This is a genomic window from Aquimarina sp. (assembly GCF_977115655.1).
In genome coordinates, this window is sequence record NZ_CDSBKO010000048.1 from 18,562 (window position 1) to 45,015 (window position 26,454).

A 26,454-nucleotide genomic window follows, 5' to 3' on the forward strand; every position below is an offset into this window, starting at 1 on the left:
TATATTTATAAGTTGTTAGTTATTTCAAGAATAGTTTTTATGCCCCTTTAGGATCTTGTGTTTACTGGTTATTATCGATATAGAACAGACTGGAAGAATCAATTTCTTTTTTCTCAAAATCGGGGCCGCTCCAATATGCTTTTAACCCGATATTGTCTGAACATTGAAAGTATTTTATAGTAAACTTATGCAATCCTTTGGATAAAATTATATTGTTTTTTTGAGTGAAACTAAATGATTTTCTTCCGTCACTTTCAAACAGTTCTTTGTCATCTATCAATAGCTGTGCACCATCATTGGCTGCTATCTCAAAGTTATATAATCCGTTTTCGGGAATATGGATATAACCATCAAACTCAAAACCTATCCATTCGTCTCTTAATCTGGATTCGATATGTATGTTTTTTACCTTTCCTGTTTGTATGGGATCGTCATCAGAAAAATCATAGACAGATCTGAAAATACCTTCATAATATTTATAAGAAAGTCCGTTTTTAAGTTTGTTTTTTAATTTCTGAAGATTGATACTCTCTAGTTTTTCTAAAATTAAAGGAGTAGTGTAACTAGATATCAGACTATCTTTAAAGGCTTTGATTTTTAAAGATGTAGTTTCTTTTATTTCAAAAGGGGTATCATATTTTTTACTGTTTTTTGTAGGCTCACTGCCATCTGTTGTATAGTATATTTCAGCATCTTTTGTGTCGCAATCTAAAGAAACTGTTTTAGTATCCAGAAATGTGGTATAATCAGATTTTAAATAAGGAATGTTTACTGTTTTTTTTGTGTCAGACATCGGTCTGTTGGATAGATCGGTACCCCAGTTTTTATTAGGGATATTTGTCATTTCAAAAACCAGTTCCCCTCCATTTAAAATATCTTGGTGTTTAAGGTATGTGTTAGGATAGTCTTTTCCATTTAATTTTAAAGATGAAAAATGGATGTTGCTTTTGCTGGCATTATTAGCTTTTATAGTAAATGTTTTTCCGTTATCCAAATGAATTTCAGCTTTTTCAAAGGTAGGGCTTCCTATAACATATTCTGGAGACCCGGGAGTTACAGAGTAAAAACCAAGACTGCTAAGTACATACCATGCAGACATTTGCCCGCAGTCATCGTTACCACATAAACCATCAGGTTCTGAAGTGTACATTTCATTCAATATCTTATGGATCGTTGCTTGGGATTTCCAGGGTTTTCCGGCATAATTGTATAAGTAAGCAAGATGATGGCTGGGTTCGTTACCATGCGAATATTGACCTATAAGCCCTGAAACATCAGAATCTTCGCTAATTTCTTCATCAGAATTTTTGGAAAACAAATTGTCTAACCATTGATTAAATTTTTGATCACCGCCAACCAAATCAATTACACTAGCTATATCATGAGGGACAAACAGGCTGTATTGGTAGGAGTTTCCTTCTGTGAAATTAAAGTTGTATGTTTTTTCTACCGATGTAGGATTAAAATCTTCATACCATTCTCTATTAGAATATCTGGGTCTCATAAAACCTGTTTCTTGGTCAAATAAGTTAACAAAAAACCGGGATCTTTTGGAGTATTCCTCATAGATATCTGTTTTGTTCAAAGCTTTTGCCATTTGTGCGATACACCAATCATCATAGGCATACTCTAACGTTTTGGATACAGATTGGCTGCTTTTATTAGAAGGGACAAAGCCTAATTGGGTATAATAGTTAATACCTCTCTTTTTTACATTAGAGCTCTCTATCATTGCTTGCAGAGCTTTTTCAGTATCTATATTTGTTATTCCTTTTAAATATGCGTCAGCTATTACAGAAACCCCATGGTACCCTATCATGCACCGGGTATCATTTGCTGCCAGTTCCCACATTGGGATTTCTCCAAATTGTTCGTGCTTTTTTTGCAGTGTAACTACAATATCTCTGGTTACTTGTGGCTCTATGATAGTTAATAATGGATGCAAACCTCTGAATGTGTCCCATAAGGAGAAAACCGTATAATTATTAAATCCTTCTGCTTTATGGATTTTATCGTCCATACCTCGATACATGCCGTCTACATCATTATACAGGTTTGGGGTTAATAAGCTGTGATATAAAGAGGTATAGAAAATTTCTTTTTTATCTTCATTGTTATCTGTAATTTTTATTTTGCTTAATGAAGTATTCCATATTTCTTTCGCTTCGTTTTTAATCTTATCAAAATCCCAATGCGTAAGTTCTTCATGTAGATTTTTTCTTGCTCCTTCTATACTTACGGCAGAGAGAGCTACTTTTGCCAGAATTTCATCCTCTGAGCTATCAAAGTTAAGAGCTGCTATTATTTTTTTACTATTAAATTCTGAGCCGGTATTTTCAATTTTTTCTCCATTAAGGATTTGATAAGATGTTATTGGTTTTGAAAATTGTGCAACAAAATATTGGCGTTGGTTTCCTGCCCAGGCTTTGGATCTTCGATATCCTGCAATTTCTGTAGGGCTAATAATCTCAAACTTAGCTTCGATTACAGGATCTCTATGTTCAAGATCAATAATGATACTGGTACTATCTGTTTTTGGATATGTATATCGGTGTACACCAACTCTCTTTGTTGTGGTTAATTCTGCTTTAATATTATAATCATCCAGAGTTACAGAATAATATCCGGGTTCTGCAAATTCACGATCATGAGAATATCTTGAACGATATCCTGAATCTGGATTTTCGGCACTACCTGCGTTATATTTTATTTTTCCTGTAACAGGCATAAATAAAATATCCCCTAAATCCGGGACACCTGTACCCGAAAGATGTGTGTGGGTAAATCCAATGATAGATGTGTCTGTATAATCATATCCGGCACAAGCAGGCCAGCTTGTATGGTCGTTTCTTGTATCCGGGCTTAGTTGTACCATTCCAAAAGGAAGCATAGAACCAGGAAATGTATGCCCGGGAGATTTTGTGCCAATAAAAACATCAACATAATCTACAGGTTGTTTTGGTTGGATATTAGAGCAGCTTATTACCAAACTACCTAGTACAAAAAAGATGAGCTTTTTTTTAAGCATAAAACATTTCATAAATTCTTTTTTTTTTGCTAATGTTATTTGTGTTTTTGTAATAAGAGAAAGACAGAATCTAAAAATGATTCTGTCTTAATTTTAAAATAACAAATAACAAATAACAAATTATATGAAAACTTATTTATATTAATATCCTGGATTTTGTTTTAAAGCACCTTTTGATGCATTAATGGCATCCAACGGAATAGGATAATATTCATTTTTTTGATTAACAAAATTAGCTCCGTTAAGATATACACGTTTAGGTGCTTCTTTTTGTACATATTCGTTTAATACTTGTGGAGCGATCCCCCAACGAACCAGATCAAAAAATCGATGCCCCTCGGATGCTAATTCTAACCTTCTTTCAAAACGAACGGCTTTGATCGCGTATTCTTTATCAGGAAACGATGTATATTGGTTAATTACGTAGTTTGCTGCGGGAGTTCCATCGGCTTTTTTTACAAATCCATTAGGATTTGCAGCTCTGGCTCTTATTTGATTTACCAAATTCATAGCTTCACCTAATTGTCCGTTTTCTGCATAAATTTCTGCTCTCCAAAGCAACACATCAGAGTATCGGATTAATGGTGTGTTTATAGCATTGTATTGAGGTAATCCAGCAGCAGACATAACACCTTCCTGAGATTTTAATATTTCATGCTTTTTTGCAACATACGGACCTCCATTGGATTGGTCTCTTACCCATCGTGCTCCGGGCATGGCTCCCCAACCCAGATATTCTATTCCTCTTCGACCAACAGTCCAGTCTAGTCTAGGATCTACATTTCCTGTATATGGAGTAAAACTTTCATCAGACGCAACTCCTTGATCGTTTGTTACATCTGTGTCATTAAAGGAATCTAACAATGGTAAGCCGTTAGCGTCGGTTTTAAAAGCATTTACAAGATTTTGGCTAGGTTGAAAAAATCCACAACATCCACCACCCGGTGCATCATTAGCATAGGGATGATTTAAACGGTTACCTCTGTTTCCGTTAATATAACCCTCCCCACCATCATTTACAGAGTTTTGAACGGCAAATATGGATTCTGAATTATTATCTTTTTCGGCATTAAAATTATCGTGATAATTAGCTACTAAACTAAATGGCCCATTGTTAATAATATCGTCTAGAATAGGTCTTGCAGCAGCATAATCATTCTGAAACATGTGAGCCTTTGCTAAGTATGCTTTTGCTATCCAGGAAGTAGCTTCTCCGGGTCTTTGGATTTCGGGTAAATTATTAATAGCGTAAGTAAGATCTTCTTCGATTAATGGCCATGCGTCTATCTCATTAGATGGGGTTTCTGTAAGACCTTCAGAAACAAAAGGTATTTTATTCCATATCTTTTTTGCATCCATGTGGTAATGGGCTCTTAAGAAACGAGCTTCTGCACCTGCTACCACTAATTTTTCTTCAGAAATTCCTTCTTCTATAGCTTTTTTTATGGATTCAAGTGTTTGATTGGTTCTTGAAATACCTTCAAATATAGATTCCCATTTTCTGGTAGTGTATATATTAGTAGTTCCTGTAGTATATCGCTCTACATCATTTAAGGGGGGCTGATCATCTACAGAGGATCCTTTATGAAAATCATCAGAGGCAACGTCGCCAAGAGCCCAGTTAGATGCTGGTGCCCAAAAATAACCCGGATTGCCATCCAAAATAGCATAAGCACTGGTAAGTTGTAAACCTACCCATTTTTCATTGTATTCGATTACACCTTCAACCAAAGCTCCTTGTGGTTCAATATCAAGTTCTTTGTCACAAGAAAGAGTGCAAAAAACTGCGGATATAAAAATGATTATTTTTTTCATCTGTTTATATTTTGAATATTTTATGTTACAGTTATAGTATGTTTATTATAAAGCACATACTGTTTTTTCTAACGTATTACTTATAGACTAAGATTAACACCTAATAAAAAGGATCTTGTAACCGGATATGCTCCTCTGTCTATACCTATATCCAGATTACCATAACCACTTCCGTATTGCAGGTTGATTTCAGGATCTAAACCAGAATACTTTGTCCAGGTATATAAGTTTTTTGCCTGGATATAAAATCGTAGCTTTTCTACTCTTAATCTAGAGGTTATTTGTTCTGGAAAGCTATAGCCCAATTGTATATTTTTTATTCTAAGATAAGATCCGTCTTCTATATAGTAAGTGCTGGCGCTAGAATAATGTTCTGCAGGATTATTAGTTAGCCTTGGCAAAGAGCTACTTGTATTAGTAGGACTCCATGAATTTAAGTAATCTCTGCTTTTTGCTCCTGGGAAGCTATTAAAATCTGTGAAAAATTTAGTGAAATTGTATATGTCATTTCCTTGGCTTCCTTGGAAGAATACAGAGAAATCAAAATTTTTGTAATCTATACCTGTCGTAATCCCGTACGTAAAATCCGGATGAGGATCCCCTATAAAATCTCTGTCGTCATCATTAATTACACCATCATTATTAAGATCTCTGTATTTGAATGTTCCAACACCAGCCCCTGAGTACTTAGGAGCTGTAGCAAGCTCTGCTTCATTTTGAATAATTCCATCTATAATAAATCCATGAAAAGAAGAAATAGGCTGTCCGGATTGTGTTCTTGCAGGTCTGGTTTCTCTTGCCAAGTTGCCTTCCAGAAAGTAATCTGGATTTTCTCCTAATTCTTTCATTTTATTTTTATAAGCAGAGATATTTACAGAAGTGCTAAATCTTAAATCTTCGCTGAATTTTTTACTATACCCTAAAGATAAATCGAAGCCATTGTTTTCTACAACACCACTATTTATATATTTTGCTTCAGCATTTCCTATTAATGTTGCATTTGCTTGTTCCTGAATCAATAATTTTTTAGTAACAGAATTATATAATTCTAGATTGAACTGAAACGTGTTATTAAATAAAGCACCATCAATACCAAAGTTTTTTGTACTGGTATACTCCCATTGTAAATCTTTATTACCTATAATAAACAAGCTGTATCCCGGGAGAACGCTAGAGTTGGTTCCTGATAGGTCATAATTGCTATCGTCATTATTGATATATTGACTGTAAATCCTTCCTTGAGGAATACTTTCGTTACCTAACTCTCCATATCCTGCTTTTATTTTAAGATCATTGATAAAAGTAATATTTTCCATAAATGGTTCATTAGAGATTCGCCATGCAGCACTGTAACCAGGAAAAAAATCTGCTCTATTTTCTTTAGCAAACTTTGAAGAAGAATCTCTTCGTAAGGAAGCAGAAATTAGATATTTGTCATCGTAATTGTAATCTACTTTTCCAAATACTGAAAAGTATCCACTTTTATTTCCTATTCCATTATTGTCACGAGACCCTTCTCCTCTGTCTAAATATCTGTAATTGATATTGTTGATTAGAAACTTGGTTCTTGAAGCACTTAAAAATTTACTTTGATTTTTGTATACTTCTGTTCCTAATACAACATCGAACGTATTTTTTCCTAATATTTTTGAATAACTAAGGGTATTAAACCAAGTAGTTGCAATAGTATAATTATTACTTTCGGTTAATCGATTAACTTTGTTAGGTTCTGCAACTTCTGGATTGATGAATGAAAAGAAAGAGCTGTTACTTGTATCATAATCTACTCCTAAATTAGTTTTGAAGGTAAAATCACGTAAAAAATCCAATTCAGCGTATACACCACCAATGGTTCTGAATCTTCGGGTTAAATTATCTTTGTTTCTGGTTGCACTTGCTATCGGGTTAATACCGTTTCCTAAACCGTTACTTTGAGGTCCGGCATAATTACCTGCAATATCATATACAGGAATAATAGGTTGTGCCCTATATAAGAAAGAAATATCACCTCCTGTAAATTGACTTCCGGTAGATCCTATTCTGTCTGAGTAAGAGATGTTAAAGGATTCTCCTATTCTAAAATTATTAGTCACTCTAAATTCTGAATTTACTCGTAACACATATCGGTCAAAAGAGGTGTGTAATGCAACCCCGTCTTGGGACAAGGCTCCAATTCCTACATGAAACTTTGCGTTTTCAGATCCACCAGATATTCCCAGATTATAATTTTGCACAAAAGCAGGGTTAAAATATTCATCAAACCAGTTTGTCCCTTCTTTATTAGCTCTTGTAATTTTATTGTTTTCAGCATCATAAGTAGATAAATCTACTGTATCTGCACCTGTAGGAGTTAAAAAATTAGGTAAAACAGGTCTTTCTCCATTACCGTATTGAGGGTGAGAAGGAGCGGTGCCATCGTTTAAAAAACGAGTCCATACTACATCGGCTGTTTCTTGAGGCGATAATAAATCCGGAAAGGAAGATTCTGGCACGTTATCTACCCCGGCATACGAATCAAAAGTAAACTTGGTTTTACTGTTATACTTTCCTCCTTTTGTGGTAATAACGATTACCCCATTAGATGCTCTAAACCCATAAATAGCAGATGATGAGGCATCTTTTAGGATTTGCATAGATTCTATATCGGCCGGGTTTAGTTGGTTGATTCCTGTAGTGGTTGGTGTACCATCGATTACATATAGCGGGTCGTTGTTGTTAATAGTTCCAAAACCTCTAATTCGTACCATAGCTTCTCCACCAGGCCCTCCCTCAGACCCTACTGTTACTCCTGCTGCAAGACCTTGTAAAGATTGTTCGATGTTTACAGGAGACGTTGCGGCAAGATCTTCTGCTTTTACAACAGTAACAGATCCAGTTATATTTCTTACCGATTGTTTTGAATATCCGGTTACTACAATTTCGTCTAGTTGGTTGGAACTTTCCTGCATAACCACATCATAAGTGCCAGAATCTAAAACCACTATACTTTGAGTTTCCATTCCTAAATAACTAAAAGTTAGTGTATTTCCTGATGAAGCATTTAAGGTATAGTTACCGTCAAAATCTGTTTGTGTTCCTTTTGTAGTGTTTTTTATTATCACATTCACTCCGGGTAATAATAACCCATCATTGTCTGTAACTTTTCCTGTGACTGTAATTTCCTGAGATATTACTTTACTGGTAAAGGACATGAAGGTAAGCACAAAAAATAGGTATCCTAATTTATTCTTCATATTGAATCTGTTTAATTAATAATTTGACTGCTGATTTATTTTCAATTAGATCTAATAAAATAACTGTGTTGCTAAAAAAGTTAACAATTTGTTATCTCTATGAGATTAATATGTTATCAAATGTATGATATGAAGTTTATTTTTTTAAATATTAGGATAATATCAGTGAATTTTATGGTAATAATGATTTTATAAAGTGATTATTCGTTTTATTTCTTTGGATTATTCCTTAATAAAGGATTTTTTATCATTAAAATTAACTTAGATTTAGAGATAATTATGTTAATTTCTGTAAATTATATTTTTTCAGCATTTAAAATGTTAATTTTATACAAAATAATTGTTTAATATGACCCTTACTGTTTTGTGTATTGTTCATTTTAAAACAAAAATAATTAGTGATTTTTGCTATTAATAATTAAAAAAAACTTTTTTTTGGCATTTAAAAAGTTTTTTATTCTAATAAGTGGTATGATTTACATTTAATAATATGGAAACATTAGATAATACAGATAAAACTATTTTACGTATTTTACAACGAGATTCTAAAAAAACAGCGAAAGAAATAGCTAATCTTTTAAACTTAACGGTATCTCCTATATACGAGCGCATAAAGCGTTTGGAGAGTAGGGGGTATATAGAAAAGTATGTTGCAATAGTTAATAAAAACCTGATAGATTTGCCAATAACCGCATTTTGTCAGGTATCTCTTCAATCTCATGGAGAATCATTTATTGATAAGTTTGAAAACCAGATAAAAAATTTAAAAGAAGTACAGGAGTGCTATCATATGGCAGGACAGGTAGATTTTTTGTTAAAAATTAATATGCCTAGTCTGGAAGATTATCATGAGTTTATGCGATCTAAATTGTCTAAAATCGATAATATAGGGGTTTTGAACACAACTTTCTCTTTAAAGGTTATTAAGCATACCTCAGAATATTATTTGTAAAATATTTTTGTGAGCTAAGATTTTTCATAAAAAAGAGGGTGAAAAGTTTCACCCTCTTAAAAAAAAATGATAATTAGTGTTGTAATATAAACTACTTTTTAATGAATCGACTTCTGGATATTATTTTTCCATTTTGTCTAACTACTAAGAAGTACATATTACTTTTAAGGTTGGCTAAATTAAGTTCATTACCAAAGGTTTTTTCTTGTTGTATTAAGACACCTTGGGAGTTATATATTTGATATAAAAGAGTTGTATTTTTTATATTATCAGATTTAACCAGAAAAAGATTGTTCTCTACTGGATTTGGATATGTTTTAACACCAAAATCAGTATCTGAAGATATATCTTTATCTGTTAATGTACTATTAGAAGCGCCACAATCTAATGTCCAAGGGTAATTTCCATCGTAATCCAAAGAGTTACCATTATTGATATAGTTTTTATATTCATTCCATACCGTTTCTACACCTTTACCAAGAATAGATTTAAAAGCACTGTCGAATGACCATGAACTACCAAGGTCTTTGGCGGCTTTGTTAAACTTGTAAATAAAGTTTTTATCGTGTTTTTGAGTAACATACTGTAAAAAGAATCCTGTTGTGATATATCCTCCCAACCATTTTCTGGAATTGTTAACATCTGGTGTTTTGGTTTTGTGAAACCCTGCATATATTCGTACTCCATCTGCAATACCCTCAGTATATGCCCAAAAGGGAGAGGATCCATCATAAGTACCTCCTGTGGTAGGGGAGTAGTTATACCCATGGGTTACTTCGTGGTATAATATACCATCAATCTCGTCTTTTATGGCTTGAGAATTATTGCCGGATTCTTCATATTTTTTAGTTAAATATCGAGTACTAACCTCAATAGTCATTTGATCTCCTTCTCCAAATTTATGAGCGGTAAAATCTTCGTCTTTAAGGTTGAAGTTTAATAATCTAAACTTAGGCGCATCAGCAGAGTTACGATATAATATTTTAGCTACATCCAGACAACGTTGTTGCATATAGCTTTGTGGATTAGGGATCACTTGTTTAAATATTCTGGATCCTGTAGTTTGTCCATCATGATCCGTAAATTTTACAGTAGGAGTAAGAAAATCATTTCCCCAATCGCAAGAACTTCCATCAGAACTTTCTTTTCCAAATAATTCAAGTTCTGATACTTGTAGGATGCTCCCGCTATTGTTGCTCATAGATAACCTATAGTATTGATAAGCGGCACTGGTATTTACTTCAAAAGTTCTTTTTTGATTTCTATTAGGGAAATCCTGATTAGATCTTTGATCGATATTTTGCCAGTTACTTCCGTTTGAAGATCCTTGTAAAGTCCAATTTTTAGGGTCTCTTTCTGGAGCGTCATTTCCTGAAGTTATGGTATATGAAGATATAATATAAGACTTGGTAGCTTTGTATTGTACCCAAGCAGATGCATTAAACGTTAAAAACTTAGTATTAGGATTATCATCAATAAGTTTAGAAATATCCTCAAAAGAAGGGGAATCGTTATATTGGCTAGAAGCAGTTCCTTTATCGTTAGTTATGTCTACAATTTCTCCTGATCCACCACCATCATTTTTGGTAACAGTAATAAATGAAGATTTTGTTTCTGTATCTGATCCATCGTTGTTTGTAGCTTTTAGGGTTACCGAATAGGTTCCTGCTGTATCATATCTAATTACTGGATTTGTTTGTGTGCTACTAGATGGAGTTCCTCCATTAAATGTCCAGTTGTATGAAGTGGCATCAGTAGAAGAATTAGAAAAAGAAATGCTTTCCCCTTCTTTGATACTAGTTTTATTTGCACTAAAATTAGCTACAGGGAGTTGTGCTTGTTTTTCTTTTCCAAACAGTTCGATTTCAGAAACTTGTAGGATACTTCCGCTATTATTTGTCATTGATAAGCGAAAGTATTGGTACGCAGAAGTAGTGCTTATTTGAAAAGTTCTTTTTTGGTTTCTGTTAGGAAAATCCTGATTGGATTTTTGATCGATATTTTGCCAGGAACTACCATTGGTGGATCCTTCTAGCGTCCAGTTTTTAGGATCTCTTTCAGGAGCATCGTTTCCGGAAGTAATAGTGTAAGAGGATAAAACATAAGATTTGGTAGCCTTATATTGTACCCATGCAGATGCGTTGAAGGTTAAAAATTTGGAATTAGCATTGTTGTCAATTATTTTTGATATATCCTCGTTAGAAGGAGAATCGTTATATTGACTGGTGATAGTTCCGCCATCATCAGTGATATCATCGTTGGCAGTATCTTGACCACAATCTAATGTCCAAGGATAATTTCCATCGTAATCCAAAGAGTTACCATTATTGATATAGTTTTTGTATTCATTCCATACCGTTTCTACACCTTTACCAAGAATAGATTTAAAAGCACTGTCGAATGACCATGAACTACCAAGGTCTTTGGCGGCTTTGTTAAACTTGTAAATAAAGTTTTTATCGTGTTTTTGAGTAACATACTGTAAAAAGAATCCTGTTGTGATATATCCTCCCAACCATTTTCTGGAATTGTTAACATCTGGTGTTTTGGTTTTGTGAAACCCTGCATATATTCGTACTCCATCTGCAATACCCTCAGTATATGCCCAAAAGGGAGAGGATCCATCATAAGTACCTCCTGTGGTAGGGGAGTAGTTATACCCATGGGTTACTTCGTGGTATAATATACCATCAATCTCGTCTTTTATGGCTTGAGAATTATTGCCGGATTCTTCATATTTTTTAGTTAAATATCGAGTACTAACCTCAATAGTCATTTGATCTCCTTCTCCAAATTTATGAGCGGTAAAATCTTCGTCTTTAAGGTTGAAGTTTAATAATCTAAACTTAGGCGCATCAGCAGAGTTACGATATAATATTTTAGCTACATCCAGACAACGTTGTTGCATATAGCTTTGTGGATTAGGGATCACTTGTTTAAATATTCTGGATCCTGTAGTTTGTCCATCATGATCCGTAAATTTTACGGTAGGAGTAAGAAAACTGTTTCCCCATTCACAAGTTTGAGCATTTATGACAGAAAAAAATAAACTAGTCATTACCATGCTTATCCAAAGCATGCGTTTCTTGAGTTTTTTCATAGTTAAGTTTGTGTTTTTAATTAAAGATCTTTTAAGGATCTGTGCAATAAAGTTTAGTTAGGATAAATTTATGGTTTAAAGTTTTATTATTTGATTTTGTACTTAATTTCAGTGATTTTTATGTTAATTTATATATTTTTACTTTTTTTTTACTTTTTAAAAGCTTTATAGGTTCAAGATAAAGTGTTTTTTATGTTTAAAAAACTAATGGTTTTATAGAGTTAATGGGAAAATATATATCCTTATAAGTATTTGGAAGGTAGGATATTGGATTAAGTTTTTGTTTAATCAATCTTTGGCTGTAATATTGTAAAGAAAGAGCTATAGTGTTGGTTTAGAAATAATTATTTTAATTATTTCTGAATAGCACAAAAAAAGGTTAATTAGTTTGTGTTTTTTAGATTGTGAATATCTATTCTGTTTTTTCTCATCCATACTTTTTTTAAAAATTTATATTTGTCAGCTTAAAAAAAGAAAATATGAACACTACTTGGTATGAATGTAAAGTAAAGTATAGAAAAATAAATGATTCTGGAGTGCAAAAAGTTGCTACAGAACCTTATTTGGTAGATGCTTTATCCTATACAGAAGCAGAGTCTAGAATTAATGAGGAAATGTCTGCATATATTAGTGAAGAATTCAAAATCACAAATATAAAGGTGGCTAATTTTGCAGAGATACACCCTTTTGAAAATTCAGATCGTTGGTTTAAATCTAAAGTTTCTCTAATAGCTTATGATGAAGAGAGTGGGAAGGAAAGGAAATCTAATTTGTATTTATTAGTGCAGGCAAATGATGTAAAAGAAGCTTTTGACAATACTAATGTTGCTATGAAAAATACTATGGGGGATTATACAATCCCTGCTATTTCTGAATCTCCAATAATGGATGTTTTTCCTTATTTTACAGGAGAAGAAGAGCAATTAGAAAAATTTAAAGCAATAAAAGACACAACTTCTCCCAAAGAAGAAATACAATTGGAAAAAGTAATATTAGAAGAAGAAGAGTAATTAATAAAATAATACCGTTTATACTTTGGATTTAGTTTTTGAGTCAGTGAGTTTTTTAAGAACAATCCCTTAAAAACCTCTGACTCCTGACTTCCAACCTTATTTACATTTATAATTTATCATTTTACCTCCGACCTCTGACTTCTGACTAGCTCGACCTCCAACTTTTAGTATATGATTTATTTTCTAATCACTCTATACTCACTTACTCAAAAACTTGCCTGTTCAATTACTAAATAAGATTTCTTCTAAAGCTTTTTCTAACATCTATAATAATTTCTTTAACCTCTTTGGCAGTCATATCTTTTATGATTGCTATCTCTTCAAAATTTAATTTACCAAAAACAAAAAGGTCAATAATTTTAGAAGTCTCCATAGGTAACCAGCTATAAAATTTACCTAATAATTTCTGTTTTCTATAAACTGAGGAAGGTTCAGAGTCTATAACCCTAAGAATAGCAGAATCCTCATCATCATAAATAAAATTTTGTTTGCCTTCGGGATTTTGGTGATAGCAGATATCATCTAATTCTTCTTTCATTATAAGTTCATTATCGCCTTCTACCGTATAATTTTCTTCAAGGTTTTCTAGTTCTTTTTTTAAAAAATAACTAGTACTAATATTTTTTTGATGCCATCCTTCCCGTTGGTGTAGTTCATCTATAAGCTCATCGGTTATTTTAAAAAGTTTAAGTTCCAGAGATAAAGTATCCATTTCTATATCCAAATCATCTTGGTGTAATTTTACTATTGCATCATCAATGATACCATTAGAACAGTACATGTTTTGAGGCAGAACTCCTACACTTTCTGCAATATAAAGCCTGTGTTTTACGTAAGGATGTAAATGAGGTATGATAGACAGTAGTTTTTTACTAAATTCTCTTTTGTCATTAGTATCTTCATGTTTTTGTAATTCATTTGTAGCGCTCATAGATCCCTGATTTAAGAGTTGTTTTCTAAAAATAAGGAAAACAAATCAGAATTAATGTTAAAAACTTGACAATCAATACTTAGTTGTTGTCTTATTTGTAATTGTGATAGCCATTCAAAATCGTATATTTGAAAAACCAAAAAATATAATATTCATTTTGTTATTACAAAAATTTAAAGACCATATTATAACCAATTTTCCGTTTCTTACCAGAAGCAAGCTGTTAATTGCCTGTAGTGGTGGATTAGATAGTATTGTATTGGTAATGCTTTTACATAAGTTAGAAATTGATTTTAGTGTAGCACATTGTAATTTTAAATTACGAGGAAAAGAAAGTGATGAAGATGAGGAATTTATATTAAAGCTAGCAGAAAAATTTCAATTCCCTGTTTTTAGAATAGATTTTGATACCAAAAAATATGCGAAAGAACATAAGTTGTCTATACAGATGGCAGCCAGAGATTTGCGATATGATTGGTTTAAAAAATTGGCAACAGAACATAGTTTTGATTATATTTTAACGGCACATCATGCAGATGACAATTTAGAGACTTTTTTGATTAATTTATCCAGAGGTACAGGGTTGGAAGGTTTAACAGGTATACCAGAAATTAATGAAATTTTTATTCGTCCTCTTCTTCCTTTTTCCAGAACTGAAATTCTAAAATTCGCAAAGGACAATGAGTTGGATTGGAGGGAGGATAGTAGCAATAGTAGTGTAAAATATCTTCGTAATAACCTTAGACATAAGGTAATTCCCGATTTGAAGTCGGTAACCCCGCAGTTTTTATCCAATTTTAATACAACTGTAGAATATCTTAAGCAAAGTAATGAGTTTATCAAAGGACAAGTACTTTATCTTAAAAAAGAATTATTTGAAAAATCTGATAATGAATTAATTAAAATATCCATAGATAAATTACAAAAAATAAAAAACCCAAAAACCAGTTTGTATTTTTTATTAAAAGATTATGGATTTAAAGCCTGGACAGATATAGAACAAATGCTAACAGCACAATCTGGCAAACAAGTATTCTCAGAAACTCATAGATTAGTAAAAGACAGAGAATACTTATTGTTAAGCACTCTGCCAGAAGAGGTATCAGATAGAGAATATAGTATCCCCGAAGAAGAAAGTATGCTAATGATACCCTCTGGGACGCTTAAGTTTAAAAAAGCAGAAGAGATATCAGATGTAAACCTGAATATTGTTTTTGTTGATAAAGAAAAGTTAAAGTACCCTTTAATTGTAAGAAAATGGCAAGAAGGCGACTATTTTTATCCTTTAGGAATGAAAGGAAAGAAAAAACTTAGTAAATACTTTAAAGATGAAAAGTTATCTATTCTGGCTAAAGAAAGAGTATGGCTTTTATGCTCAGACAAAGAAATTGTATGGATTATAAATTACAGAGCAGATAATAGATTTAAAATAAGCCCTCAAACAAAACAAATACTTAAAATAACCTTAATCTAATGCGATACCTAATATTATTATTAACTACTTTACTATTTTCTACTACACTTTTTTCGCAAACATTAGACCCTATTAAATGGGAAGCAAGTGTTGAAAAAGAAACAGAAGATACTTATGTATTATATTTTAAAGCTACATTAGATAAAGGCTGGCACTTGTATTCGCAAAAGGAAGCAGAAGGCGATGAAATAGCACCAACACCTACCGGGTTTACTTTTGATAACACTCCGCAAACATATACCCTTGTAGGAGAAACTAATGAACCAAATGGAATTGAAAAATACGATAATATCTTCGAGATGGAGGTTAAGTATTTTGAAAATAAAGCTGTATTTTCTCAAAAAATAAAACTTGTAGACAAAAATGTGAAGCAAGTAAATGCAGAGGTGTTTTTTTCGGTATGTGATGATGAAAGATGTCTTGCCCCGGAAACAGTACGATTTAATGTAAATCTGGATGGGAAGACTATCGAAAATAAAGGGAATCTTGACAGCATTACAGTAAAGGATCAAGAAAAATCAAAAGCATTACATATAGATGTAAAAGGGTGGGATATTTTTCCATCTGAAGATGCCGAAGAAAAAAGCTATTTTACGATATTTATTTTAGGCTTTTTAGGAGGATTGATAGCATTACTAACCCCATGTGTTTTTCCTATGATACCGCTTACAGTTTCTTTTTTTACCAAAGGAAATAAGGATCGTAAAAAAGGAGTGTTCAATGCCATTTTATATGCATTTTTTATATTTATAATTTATATCCTGTTAAGCTTACCATTTCATCTATTAGACTCCTTAGATCCAGAAATATTAAATAATATATCTACAAATGTTACTCTTAATATCGTATTCTTTATCATATTTATAGTATTTGCAATATCCTTTTTTGGATATTTTGAAATAACACTACCAGCATCCTGGAGTAATCGACTAGATAGTAAAGCAAATAGTATAGGAGGCGTTATAGGTATCTTTTTTATGGCACTAACATTAGCGTTGGTTTCTTTTTCGTGTACAGGACCAATTCTTGGATCTTTACTAGGTGGATCCTTAAGTAGTGATGGAGGAGCAATGCAACTAAGTTTTGGTATGGGTGGTTTTGGTCTGGCTTTGGCTTTGCCATTTGGGCTATTTGCCTTGTTTCCTAATTGGTTAAATTCTTTGCCAAAAAGTGGAGGATGGTTAAATACTGTAAAAGTAGTATTAGGTTTTATAGAGCTGGCATTAGCATTTAAGTTTTTATCCAATGCAGATCTTGTAGAACATTGGGGAATTTTAAAACGAGAAATATTTATAGGAATTTGGATTATAATAGGCACAGGTATGGTATTATATCTTTTTGGTAAAATACGTTTTCCACATGATAGCCCTGTACAAAAATTAAGTGCTGCCAGAAAAGCATTAGGAGTGTTAACTTTAGCATTTGTTGTGTATTTAATTCCCGGGCTAACCAATACTGTGTATGCCAATTTAAAGCTGTTAAGCGGTTTTCCTCCTCCTTTATTTTATAGTATTTATGAAAAAGAAGCCCATGGACCATTAGGACTTAATGCATATACCGATTTTGAAGAGGGATTAAAAGCAGCCAAAGTACAGAACAAACCCATTATGTTAGACTTTACAGGATGGGCATGCGTAAATTGCCGTAAAATGGAAGAACAAGTGTGGAGTCATCCGGAAATTATGGATATACTTAAAAACGAATATATCTTAATCTCTTTGTATGTAGATGATAGAAAAGAATTGTCTGAAAAAGAACAGTTTAAATACTTAAAACCAGAAGGTAGAGTAAAAGATATTACAACTATAGGAGATAAATGGGCAACTTTTCAAACACTTAATTTTAAAAATAATTCCCAACCCTATTATGTACTTTTAGATACAAATATTAATTTACTAAATCACACAGCAGCATATACACCAGATGCTAACGAATATTTAAAGTGGTTAAAGGCAGGTCTAAAAAAAATTAAAAAATAATTTTTTTTCCTTTTGGATAACTTATAATCAATACAGTTGTTAAAATCTCCTTAAAGGGATACTGGTCGCGGTGCCATTTTTTTATCTTCATCGATAAACTAAATTTATACCAATGCGATCGGTCAGATTAATTATTTTAAAAAGTATAGTACTTCTTTATACTATCACTTTATTTTCTCAAGAAACCACCACTTTTAATGTAAAAGAGCAGTACACAAAGCAAGAAGTAGATATTGTTATGAGAGATGGTGTTAAATTACATACCACCATTTATTCCCCTAAGGATACTTCAAAAAAATATCCTATTTTAATGCAGCGAACCCCGTACAGCTCAAGCCCCTATGGTAAAGATCAATTCCCTTCTAAGATAGGACCAAATGAGTTTCTTATGAAAGAAGGAAACGTTATTGTTTATCAAGATGTTCGCGGGCGTTGGATGAGCGAAGGAGTATATGATAATATGCGAGCCTATATTCCAAACAAAACAGGTAAACAGTTTGACGAGGCTAGCGATACCTATGATACTATAGATTGGCTGGTAAAAAATGTAGCAAACAACAATGGTAAAGTAGGGATATGGGGTATTTCTTATCCTGGATTTTATGCAACTTATTCCTTGTTAGATGCACACCCTGCTTTAAAAGCAGTATCCCCACAAGCATGTATAGGAGATTTCTTTTTTGATGATTTTCATCACAATGGTGCATATCTATTAAGTTATTGGAGAATAACCTCTTTATTTGGTCATGAAAAAACAAAACCGGTTTCAGAGCCTTGGTATAAATTTGCAGAATTGCCAAGTGAGGATCAATACCAGTTTTTTTTGGATGCAGGCCCTTTAGCCAATCTGGATACCTATTATAAAGAAGATAATGTATTTTGGACACAATTAAAAGAACACCCAAACTATGATGATTTCTGGAAAAAAAGAGGGATTATTCAACACTTAAAAGATATTAAACCTGCTGTTATGGTAGTAGGAGGCTTATTTGATGCTGAAGACTTGTATGGCCCTTTTGAAACCTATGAGAATATCGAAAACAAAAGTAAAAACTATAATATTATGGTATTTGGTCCCTGGAGTCATGGGGATTGGGCAAGAACCAAAAAACGGCAGGCAATAGGCAATGTATACTTTGGAGACGATATTTCTTTAAACTATCAAAAAAACATAGAAACCCCATTTTTTAATCATTTTTTGAAAGGAGAAGCAAACGGAAAAACAGGATTGCCAGAAATTCAAATTTTCGATACAGGAAAAAAAGAATGGAATTCCTATGAAACCTGGCCACCAAAAAATATACAGAAAAAAACAGTATATCTTTCTCAAAACGAAGCATTATCAGACAAAAGCGACGAAGGTTTTTCAGAATTTATAAGCGATCCCAAAAAACCGGTACCATATTCTGAAGATATTAAAATGGTATTTACCCCTCGAAAATATATGACAGATGACCAAAGATTTGCAGCACGTCGCCCGGATGTATTAGTTTTTGAAACACCAATACTTAAAGAAGATATGACCCTGTCCGGAGAGGTTTTGGCAAAGTTAAAAGTTGCAACCACAGGTACAGATGCAGATTGGGTGGTAAAATTAATAGATGTATATCCAAATGATGCCAAGGATACAGAAGAAACACAAGCGTATTTAAAAATGGCAAATTACCACATGATGGTACGTAGCGAAGTAATGAGAGGTCGTTTTAGAAATGATTTTAGTAAACCAGAGCCTTTTATTGCCAACCAAAAAACAGAGGTAAATATAAAATTGCAGGATATACATCATACTTTTCAAAAAGGGCATAAAATCCAGATTCAGGTGCAAAGTACATGGTTCCCTCTTATAGATTTAAACCCACAAAAATATGTGCCTAACATTTTTAAGGCAGATGCGTCTGATTTTACAAAACAAACACATAAAGTATATCATGATTCTGCGATAGAGTTTTCTGTTTTAAACAACTAAATAACACAAAATCAATATTATGAATAAATTAAAAACAAACATATTGCCCATATTATTACTTCTTATGCTAATTAGTTGCAAAAAAGAAGCAAAAGAGCCTAATAATAATCCTGCTTCTGTTACAGAAGGGGTAGAAGAACATTCTAAAAAATTAAATGATTGGTTTGAATCTCAATTTGAAGAAGAAGTAGCCAGATCTCCTAAAACGCAAACGTATCTAGGAATAAAAACCAAAGATTATGGCAAATGGGATGATATTTCACCTAAAAGAGAAGTTGAAGATTTAGAGCGAACAAAAGAGCGACTAACATACTTAAAAGATTCTGTAGATGTTTCTAAATTAAATGAAGCAGCATCCCTTAGCTATAAACTAATGAAACAGAAACTGGAAGATGAAATAAAATATTATGACTATAGATACTATAACTATCCCGTGAATCAAATGCATGGGATGCAGGCAGAAATTCCTGCTTTTATGATCAACATGCATAGAATTGAAAACAAAAGCGATGCAGAGGCGTACATATCTAGGCTAAACGGAATGAACGCCTTGTTTGCCCAAGCTATAGAGAATATAAAGATGAGAGAAAAGAATGGTATTATCCCCCCTAAATTTGTTTTTGCAAAGGTTTTAAGTGATAGTCGTAATATTATAATAGGACATCCGTTTGATAAATCGAATAAAGAGAGCACGTTATTTGCAGATTTTAAAAGTAAAATAGAAAAAATAGAACTAACAGAGGAGGAACGAAAAGATTTGATCTCCAAATCAGAGAAGGCTTTGATGAAAAATGTGATGCCAGCCTATGAAAATCTTATTACTCTGTTAGAAGACCAACAAAAAAGAGCGACTACAGAGGATGGTGCATGGAAATTCCCTAAGGGAGACACATTTTATAATATAGCACTACGGCGAACCACTACCACAGATATGACTGCCGAGCAGATACATGAACTTGGGTTAAAAGAGGTAGAACGTATTCATAATGAGATGCGTGATATCATGAAACAAGTTAAATACGAAGGTACGTTACAAGACTTTTTTGCTTATATGAAAGAAGATGAAAAGTTTTATTTTACAAATGACGAAGAAGGAAAGCAAGCGTATCTTAAACAAGCAGTAGGATTGATTAATACCATGAAATCCAAATTAAATACACTTTTTATTACAAAACCCAAAGCAGATATCATTGTAAAGGCAGTAGAGCCTTTTAGGGAAAAAAGCGCAGGAAAAGCATTTTATCAAAATGGAACCCCAGATGGTTCCAGACCAGGAACGTATTATGCAAACTTATACGATATGAAAGCAATGCCAAAATACCAGATGGAAGCATTGGCATATCACGAAGGTATACCAGGACACCACATGCAAATATCCATTGCTCAGGAATTGGAAGATGTTCCTAAATTTAGAAAATTTGGAGGATATACAGCATACTCAGAAGGATGGGGATTGTACACAGAACTATTGCCAAAAGAAATAGGAATGTATAGCGACCCATATTCTGACTTTGGAAGACTAGCTATGGAGTTATGGAGAGCTTGCCGATTAGTAGTAGATACAGGCATCCATTATAAAAAATGGACAAGAGAAGAAGGTATAAAATATTATAAAGATAATACCCCAAATGCAGAAAGTGACGCTATAAAAATGGTAGAACGTCATATTGTAATGCCAGGTCAGGCAACTGCATATAAGATAGGGATGAACAAAATTTTGGAACTACGGGAAAATGCAAAGAAAAAACTTGGAGATAAATTTGATATTAGAGAGTTTCATGATGTAGTATTAACTAATGGGGCGGTACCACTTACTGTTTTAGAAGAATTAGTAGGAGAGTGGGTAGCAAGTAAAGGCTTAGATAAAGCTATGAAACAATAGGCTATTAAATATTAAAAACAAAAACCTCACAGGTTCATATAAGACCTGTGAGGTTTTTGTTTTTAATATTTTTGTATCCAAAATGATACATCGTATATTGTTATACATATTTTCTGCAAAAAAAGAATATACCATGAAAAAGATAGTAACATTGCTTGTGTTTGCAGTCCTTATATCTTTATCTTGTATAAAAGATAGTAGCGATAAAAAACAAATAGAATCCAAGTACCAAAGTATGGAGGTTCCTGTTTTTAAAATTAATAAAGAGAATTTCACAGCATTACCAAGCTTACATTTTTATCACTCGGTAGGAGGAAAGCCGATAGAAGAAGAAACTCTGGTAGAGATGAAATATGACAAAGATTTTTTAGAAATAAAATTGGAATGCAGAAATAACCCAAGGATAGACCAAAATTATTATACACAAGATAATACATACCTTTTTCATCAGGAAGTATTTGAGCTTTTTATAAGTAATGGAGAAAGGGCAAAAGAGAACTATTTAGAAATTCAGTTAAATCCTAATAATGCTTTGTTTTTGGGTAAGGTAACCAATAAATATAAGAGCGATAACTCGTATGCACTAGAACTTATAGATATACCTGCATCGGGGGTAGAACATACTGTAGAAAAAGATACTAAAAATAAAATTTGGAAAGGATATTTAAAATTACCAATTACTTTGTTACAATACCCAAACAAAAAAGCAGAAACTGTTTTTAGGTTAAATATGTTTAGGATTATTTCTAATATAGACCATACAAATAAAGAATGGAGTGCTAATGCAGAAAATGCAACTTTTGCTTGTTGGAGCAGCCCAAATACAGCAAAACCTCAATTTCATGCCCCGGAGCATTTTGGTTATTTGATATTGGAGTAACAACTACACTATCTACAATTTTAAGGAAAATCTTTTTTGCTGTAACCAACCAGTAAAAATAACTACCAGTAATGCAAATACAAAAGATACGAGCAACCCTATTATAGAAGTGTTTAAATAATCAGGTAGTCTAATATCAATCATATTACGTATAGGATATATAAAATAAGGAACCATATAACAAGTTAGTGTTGCAGTACCTGCCGGAGCAATTATTTTTGCCCAGTGTACTTGCTTTTTTACATCTGCAATATAGTATAGTACAACAAACAAAAAAATACCTATACCTGTGCATATAGCAAGCCATGAAGGGGTTCCCTGTATTTTTGAAATACCCCAATACGGTCTGGTAGCTAATCCATAAATGATTTGTACTATACCTAGAGCTATTAGGGTAATATATCGCCATTTTATAGCACTATTAGATAGTTTTTGAAACAATAGTATAACGATAATACCCGCAGTAGTAAAAGCAGGAATGGTACCTGTATAAACAGGAGAAAAGGCACGAATAAATTCATTTTCAGAAGTAATACCATATATTGAATTAACAACACATAAAATATTAAAAGTAAACCACAGTATAATCATTATAGGTAAACTACCTTTACTGTAAAGGTACATTAATGCATTTATACCATATCCCCAACCAATTAGTCCCAAAATCCCCCACCAATGCGGTTTCATCCAGGTTTCTCCTAAAGAACCACCTTTGTATATAACAGCCAAAAATAGGAGTATTGCAAAACCAAAAATTTGAAAATAGATATGCCATTTTTTAGAAATCGGAGTTTTTTTCCAATGCATCCAAATTAATACAACAGCAAAAGCCATAAGCAAGCACCAGGTATATTTGCCGATAAGCATACTTTCTTCATGAATAGACTCATAATTAACCATAAAGAAACCTATAAGCAACAAGGATAAAGCACGTATAATTATATGTTTTGCTATACGTTCTGTTTTTTCATTTTTTAAAACCCTGTTTTTGATAGCATAAGGAATGCTAAGCCCAACAATAAAGAGGAATAAAGGGAATATAATATCTGAAAACCCCATGTAATCTTCATTAGCTTTTGCATGGGTAAGCCATTTAGGAATATTTGTAAGTGTCCAAAAATCGTTTACCCAAATCATCAAAAGCATAGTTAAGGCTCTAAATATATCTATAGATGCTATTCTCATATATACAACTTAGTTTTTAGTAAAATCAGTATGAATTACGTTTTGTAAAACTTTCCAATGAGCATCTGTCATCCTGTTAGGTGTAAATAAGCAAATGCCTGTAGCACCATTTTTCATAGATTCTTTAATTGCATTTTCTAACTCTTCGGGTAACAATCCATGATTTTCCGGATCTGCTTCTTTAGCTTTAGTATCTGGTTTTGGGCAAATAAACAATCCACTGTATACAGGTTTCTTATTAGATACAGAGGATACTTCTTCTTTAGTAAGTTCTCCAATCCATTTAGTGTCTTCTAAGTAAAAATCATTATAATTCATAGGGTAAAACGCATCCAAATTCCATTTGTTCCACTCTTGCCGGACTAATTTTTTTGCTATAGAGTTTGGTCCGGGAAAAACAGCAGCATTAATTACTTTATTTTTATGGTGTACTACATCTGCCAACTTATTTACTATATTGGTTATTAAATCATAGCGAAATTGTTTCCATTCTTCTACGTACGATGGATCTTCCATTTCTTTAATATCAATACCAGATGCCGATTTAAAGTCGGTAGTACATTTATCACAATAACAATAATCAAACTGAGGATATTCTTTATCCATTACTAATCCGTATTTATCCCATAGTCCTTTGGCTAATATTACATCCGGAAAGCGGATATAATCTAAATGGATTCCGTCTATTTCTTCTATGCCGGCAATACTGCCATATACATCTTCCAGAAAATGATATACTTCTTCTTTGTTAGGGCACAGAAACTGATAATGGGGTACATAGGCGGGCTTGTCATAGGCAGATTCTCCTTTTCGGTTTACAGCATACCACTCTGGTTTTAATTTTGGGTTGTTATTTTGTACCATGGTAGGAATCCAAGCATGAAATTCCATTCCTATTTGTTTTACAATTTTGCCTACCCTTTTATAGACAACAGGATCGTGACCAGCAGAATACATTAAACCATCTATTCCTTTATTTTTTAAATCTTGGTATTCCTTTTTTAGTTCTTCATCGGTAGCATTTTCTGGCAATTGTACCCAGGCATAAAGAGGAATTTTATAAGAAGTAACGGCTGCTTTGTTTTTTACTTCGTTTTTACAGGCAGTTACTAAAAAAATAAATATAAGAATAGAAAGAGCTTTTTTCATTTTATAAATTTTGATAGAATATATCAGAAATACTAAAAAAAAATAATACTTCCATTTTTTTTCTGCAAACAACATATTTTTTCCTAAATACAGCGTGTTTTTTGATATCGGTGTTATGTGTGTGGATGTTTTATTACTTCTTTTATGAGGACATATTTTTATACGAGTGACGAAACTTTAGAAATATCTAATATAGAATCCAATTCAATTATTTTCATAAATATACTATTAGAAGATTCTATTTAGATATTTTACAATAAGGTAATGCTAACTGAATGTTCTTAAGTTCTAATTCACTCATTGGGTTATTTTGAACATCAAGTTGTCTTAAGTTTTGTAAATTATATACTTGCTCCTTAATTTTGGTAAGATTGTTATCCTCAATACTCAGGGAATATAGAGCAGATAGTTTATTAATAGTTTCAGGAAGATATTTTAAATTGTTTACTCCTACAGAGAGTTTTCTTAAATTTTTCAGTTCTCCTATTGTACTAGGTAAAGAATCAAGCTTATTCTTATATAAACTCAATAACTCAATTTTTTCTAAACCTCCTATAGTTTTGGGAAGGTTATTAAGTTGGTTTCCGTTTAAAAGAAGGGTTTTTAATTTTACTAAATCCCCTATAGATTCTGGTAAAAAATTAAGATGGTTAGCAGCAAGAGATAGATATTCTAATTTATAAAGTTTTCCAATACTTTTAGGAATCGTTTTTAGCTTATTAGAAGAGAGTGAAAGCTTATTTATATTCTTTAACTCACCGATTGAATTTGGGAGTTTCTCTATTTTATTCTCATACAGATAAAGTTCTTCCAGTTTTTCCAGTTTGCCTACAGAATTAGGAAGGTTCGCTAATTTATTTTTACTAATATCCAGGTGCTTTAAATGTTTAAGATGCCCAATCATATCTGTTAAACTGGTTAACTGATTGTTTTTTAGATCTAAATAAGTGATATTGGTAAGGTTTTTAATAGAACTTGGGATTTTAGTAAGGTTATTATAATAAAGGATAAGAGTGTTTAATTTTGTTAAATTCCCTATCGAATTAGGGAGGTAGGATAATTCATTACTAGTAAGATTTAATACTTCTAATTTTTCTAATCTATCTATATCTTTTGGGAGTTCTTTTATTTTATTACTACTTAAATTTAAAGAAGTTAAGTTTTTAAATTTAAAAATAGCTTTAGGGATTTCTTCAAAATTTTTATTGGATAATACTAAAGTGTAAACTTGATTAGGTTCTTTTAAGGCATCTTTAAGAGAATAGTAAATTTTATTTTGGGCATTAAGAAGAAGCGTGAATAAAGTTAAAATAAAAAGGATATATATATTTTTCATTTTATTTGCATCACTATGAAGTGGTTTAAACTTTTTTGATTCTAGCGAAAAAGAGCATTTTTATAGCGAATTGAAAAAAGTTTAAATCACTTCTATATATTATTTAGAATCTTTTCTGTTAATATCACAAATTTATTTTTATAAAACTTACCATAAAAACCACAAAATCCAAAATATAAAATTAAAATGATTTATAAGTAAAAAAATCTATGTTTTGTGTTTTTATAGGTAACTATTATTTTGGTATTATACCCAGAACGGGTTTTAATAGAGTATCTTTGAAAAAGTATTATTTATCTGTTGATATTAATTATCTCTTCGCACCACTTCAGCGAATTGCTTAGGCTTTTTTGAGCCCTTATTTTGATTAATAAAACTCTAGTAACCACTTAATGCCTGATTGCTAGAAATTAACTATCTAAGAGTAAATTTAATCTTACGTCTTGCTAATTTCATAAATCCAAATCAATTATTGTAGATGCTACCCATAGTTTATCAAAATCGAACCCCATTTCAGCTATAGACGTTTTA

The 26,454-nt window shown here is 32.3% G+C and carries 15 protein-coding genes; 7 read left to right on the forward strand and 8 right to left on the reverse strand.

What is annotated here, in order from left to right:
- Positions 1 to 61: 61 nt before the first annotated feature.
- The 3 genes from ACZIYX_RS17675 to ACZIYX_RS17685 form a co-directional block, all read right to left on the reverse strand.
- Positions 62 to 3,040, reverse strand: coding sequence for a GH92 family glycosyl hydrolase (locus ACZIYX_RS17675; RefSeq protein ID WP_462683582.1), 2,979 nt, complete (start codon positions 3,038 to 3,040; stop codon positions 62 to 64).
- Between the two features lie 129 nt (positions 3,041 to 3,169).
- Positions 3,170 to 4,843: a RagB/SusD family nutrient uptake outer membrane protein gene (locus tag ACZIYX_RS17680; protein WP_462683583.1), complete on the reverse strand. Its 1,674-nt coding sequence runs from the start codon at positions 4,841 to 4,843 to the stop codon at positions 3,170 to 3,172.
- An 80-nt stretch (positions 4,844 to 4,923) separates the two neighbouring features.
- The gene (locus tag ACZIYX_RS17685; protein WP_462683584.1) at positions 4,924 to 8,076 is read right to left on the reverse strand and encodes a SusC/RagA family TonB-linked outer membrane protein; all 3,153 of its coding nucleotides are present in this window, start codon (positions 8,074 to 8,076) and stop codon (positions 4,924 to 4,926) included.
- 490 nt (positions 8,077 to 8,566) lie between these two features.
- Here ACZIYX_RS17685 and ACZIYX_RS17690 point away from each other — a divergent pair, with 490 nt between their 5' ends.
- The gene (locus ACZIYX_RS17690) at positions 8,567 to 9,028 is read left to right on the forward strand and encodes an Lrp/AsnC family transcriptional regulator (protein ID WP_462683585.1); all 462 of its coding nucleotides are present in this window, start codon (positions 8,567 to 8,569) and stop codon (positions 9,026 to 9,028) included.
- A gap of 91 nt (positions 9,029 to 9,119) precedes the next feature.
- Here the strand turns inward: ACZIYX_RS17690 and ACZIYX_RS17695 are convergent, their stop codons facing one another.
- A complete protein-coding gene (locus tag ACZIYX_RS17695) occupies positions 9,120 to 12,128 on the reverse strand; it encodes a basic secretory protein-like protein (protein ID WP_462683586.1) in 3,009 nt (1,002 codons plus the stop codon).
- 479 nt (positions 12,129 to 12,607) lie between these two features.
- On the opposite strand from ACZIYX_RS17695, the gene ACZIYX_RS17700 reads away from it, so the two are divergent.
- Positions 12,608 to 13,138: a DUF4494 domain-containing protein gene (locus tag ACZIYX_RS17700; protein ID WP_462683587.1), complete on the forward strand. Its 531-nt coding sequence runs from the start codon at positions 12,608 to 12,610 to the stop codon at positions 13,136 to 13,138.
- 232 nt (positions 13,139 to 13,370) lie between these two features.
- On the opposite strand, the gene ACZIYX_RS17705 is transcribed toward ACZIYX_RS17700, so the two are convergent.
- Positions 13,371 to 14,072 carry a hypothetical protein gene (locus ACZIYX_RS17705; RefSeq protein WP_462683588.1) on the reverse strand — a complete coding sequence of 234 codons (702 nt, stop codon included), beginning with the start codon at positions 14,070 to 14,072 and terminating at the stop codon, positions 13,371 to 13,373.
- 157 nt (positions 14,073 to 14,229) lie between these two features.
- Here ACZIYX_RS17705 and tilS point away from each other — a divergent pair, with 157 nt between their 5' ends.
- The 5 genes from tilS (at position 14,230) to ACZIYX_RS17730 (ending at position 22,253) form a co-directional block, all read left to right on the forward strand.
- Positions 14,230 to 15,546, forward strand: a complete 1,317-nt coding sequence (gene tilS / locus ACZIYX_RS17710) for a tRNA lysidine(34) synthetase TilS (RefSeq protein ID WP_462683589.1) — start codon at positions 14,230 to 14,232, stop codon at positions 15,544 to 15,546.
- The gene (locus ACZIYX_RS17715; RefSeq protein ID WP_462683590.1) at positions 15,546 to 17,525 is read left to right on the forward strand and encodes a protein-disulfide reductase DsbD family protein; all 1,980 of its coding nucleotides are present in this window, start codon (positions 15,546 to 15,548) and stop codon (positions 17,523 to 17,525) included. The genes tilS and ACZIYX_RS17715 overlap by 1 nt, the downstream gene beginning before the upstream one ends.
- Positions 17,526 to 17,637: 112 nt before the next feature.
- A complete protein-coding gene (locus ACZIYX_RS17720; protein WP_462683591.1) occupies positions 17,638 to 19,491 on the forward strand; it encodes a CocE/NonD family hydrolase in 1,854 nt (617 codons plus the stop codon).
- A gap of 19 nt (positions 19,492 to 19,510) precedes the next feature.
- Positions 19,511 to 21,373, forward strand: a complete 1,863-nt coding sequence (locus ACZIYX_RS17725) for a DUF885 domain-containing protein (protein WP_462683592.1) — start codon at positions 19,511 to 19,513, stop codon at positions 21,371 to 21,373.
- Between the two features lie 133 nt (positions 21,374 to 21,506).
- Positions 21,507 to 22,253 (forward strand): carbohydrate-binding family 9-like protein, encoded by a 747-nt coding sequence (locus tag ACZIYX_RS17730; RefSeq protein WP_462683593.1) that lies wholly within the window; start codon positions 21,507 to 21,509, stop codon positions 22,251 to 22,253.
- A 12-nt stretch (positions 22,254 to 22,265) separates the two neighbouring features.
- On the opposite strand, the gene ACZIYX_RS17735 is transcribed toward ACZIYX_RS17730, so the two are convergent.
- The 3 genes from ACZIYX_RS17735 to ACZIYX_RS17745 all read right to left on the reverse strand — a co-directional run bounded on the left by ACZIYX_RS17735 (position 22,266) and on the right by ACZIYX_RS17745 (position 25,923).
- Positions 22,266 to 23,438, reverse strand: a complete 1,173-nt coding sequence (locus ACZIYX_RS17735) for a heparan-alpha-glucosaminide N-acetyltransferase domain-containing protein (protein WP_462683594.1) — start codon at positions 23,436 to 23,438, stop codon at positions 22,266 to 22,268.
- 9 nt (positions 23,439 to 23,447) lie between these two features.
- The gene (locus ACZIYX_RS17740; protein WP_462683595.1) at positions 23,448 to 24,587 is read right to left on the reverse strand and encodes a glycoside hydrolase family 10 protein; all 1,140 of its coding nucleotides are present in this window, start codon (positions 24,585 to 24,587) and stop codon (positions 23,448 to 23,450) included.
- Positions 24,588 to 24,825: 238 nt separating this feature from the next.
- The gene (locus tag ACZIYX_RS17745; RefSeq protein WP_462683596.1) at positions 24,826 to 25,923 is read right to left on the reverse strand and encodes a leucine-rich repeat domain-containing protein; all 1,098 of its coding nucleotides are present in this window, start codon (positions 25,921 to 25,923) and stop codon (positions 24,826 to 24,828) included.
- Positions 25,924 to 26,454: the final 531 nt, after the last annotated feature.

Excerpts from the sequence above, each read along its gene's own strand:
- ACZIYX_RS17680 (WP_462683583.1), bottom strand. The coding sequence starts at position 4,843 with ATGAAAAAAATAATCATTTTTATATCCGCAGTTTTTTGCACTCTTTCT.
- ACZIYX_RS17675 (WP_462683582.1), bottom strand. The coding sequence starts at position 3,040 with ATGAAATGTTTTATGCTTAAAAAAAAGCTCATCTTTTTTGTACTAGGT.
- ACZIYX_RS17740 (WP_462683595.1), bottom strand. The coding sequence starts at position 24,587 with ATGAAAAAAGCTCTTTCTATTCTTATATTTATTTTTTTAGTAACTGCC.
- ACZIYX_RS17720 (WP_462683591.1), top strand. The coding sequence starts at position 17,638 with ATGCGATCGGTCAGATTAATTATTTTAAAAAGTATAGTACTTCTTTAT.
- ACZIYX_RS17695 (WP_462683586.1), bottom strand. The coding sequence starts at position 12,128 with ATGAAAAAACTCAAGAAACGCATGCTTTGGATAAGCATGGTAATGACT.
- ACZIYX_RS17725 (WP_462683592.1), top strand. The coding sequence starts at position 19,511 with ATGAATAAATTAAAAACAAACATATTGCCCATATTATTACTTCTTATG.
- ACZIYX_RS17685 (WP_462683584.1), bottom strand. The coding sequence starts at position 8,076 with ATGAAGAATAAATTAGGATACCTATTTTTTGTGCTTACCTTCATGTCC.
- ACZIYX_RS17690 (WP_462683585.1), top strand. The coding sequence starts at position 8,567 with ATGGAAACATTAGATAATACAGATAAAACTATTTTACGTATTTTACAA.
- ACZIYX_RS17715 (WP_462683590.1), top strand. The coding sequence starts at position 15,546 with ATGCGATACCTAATATTATTATTAACTACTTTACTATTTTCTACTACA.
- ACZIYX_RS17730 (WP_462683593.1), top strand. The coding sequence starts at position 21,507 with ATGAAAAAGATAGTAACATTGCTTGTGTTTGCAGTCCTTATATCTTTA.
- ACZIYX_RS17700 (WP_462683587.1), top strand. The coding sequence starts at position 12,608 with ATGAACACTACTTGGTATGAATGTAAAGTAAAGTATAGAAAAATAAAT.
- ACZIYX_RS17745 (WP_462683596.1), bottom strand. The coding sequence starts at position 25,923 with ATGAAAAATATATATATCCTTTTTATTTTAACTTTATTCACGCTTCTT.
- ACZIYX_RS17735 (WP_462683594.1), bottom strand. The coding sequence starts at position 23,438 with ATGAGAATAGCATCTATAGATATATTTAGAGCCTTAACTATGCTTTTG.
- ACZIYX_RS17705 (WP_462683588.1), bottom strand. The coding sequence starts at position 14,072 with ATGAGCGCTACAAATGAATTACAAAAACATGAAGATACTAATGACAAA.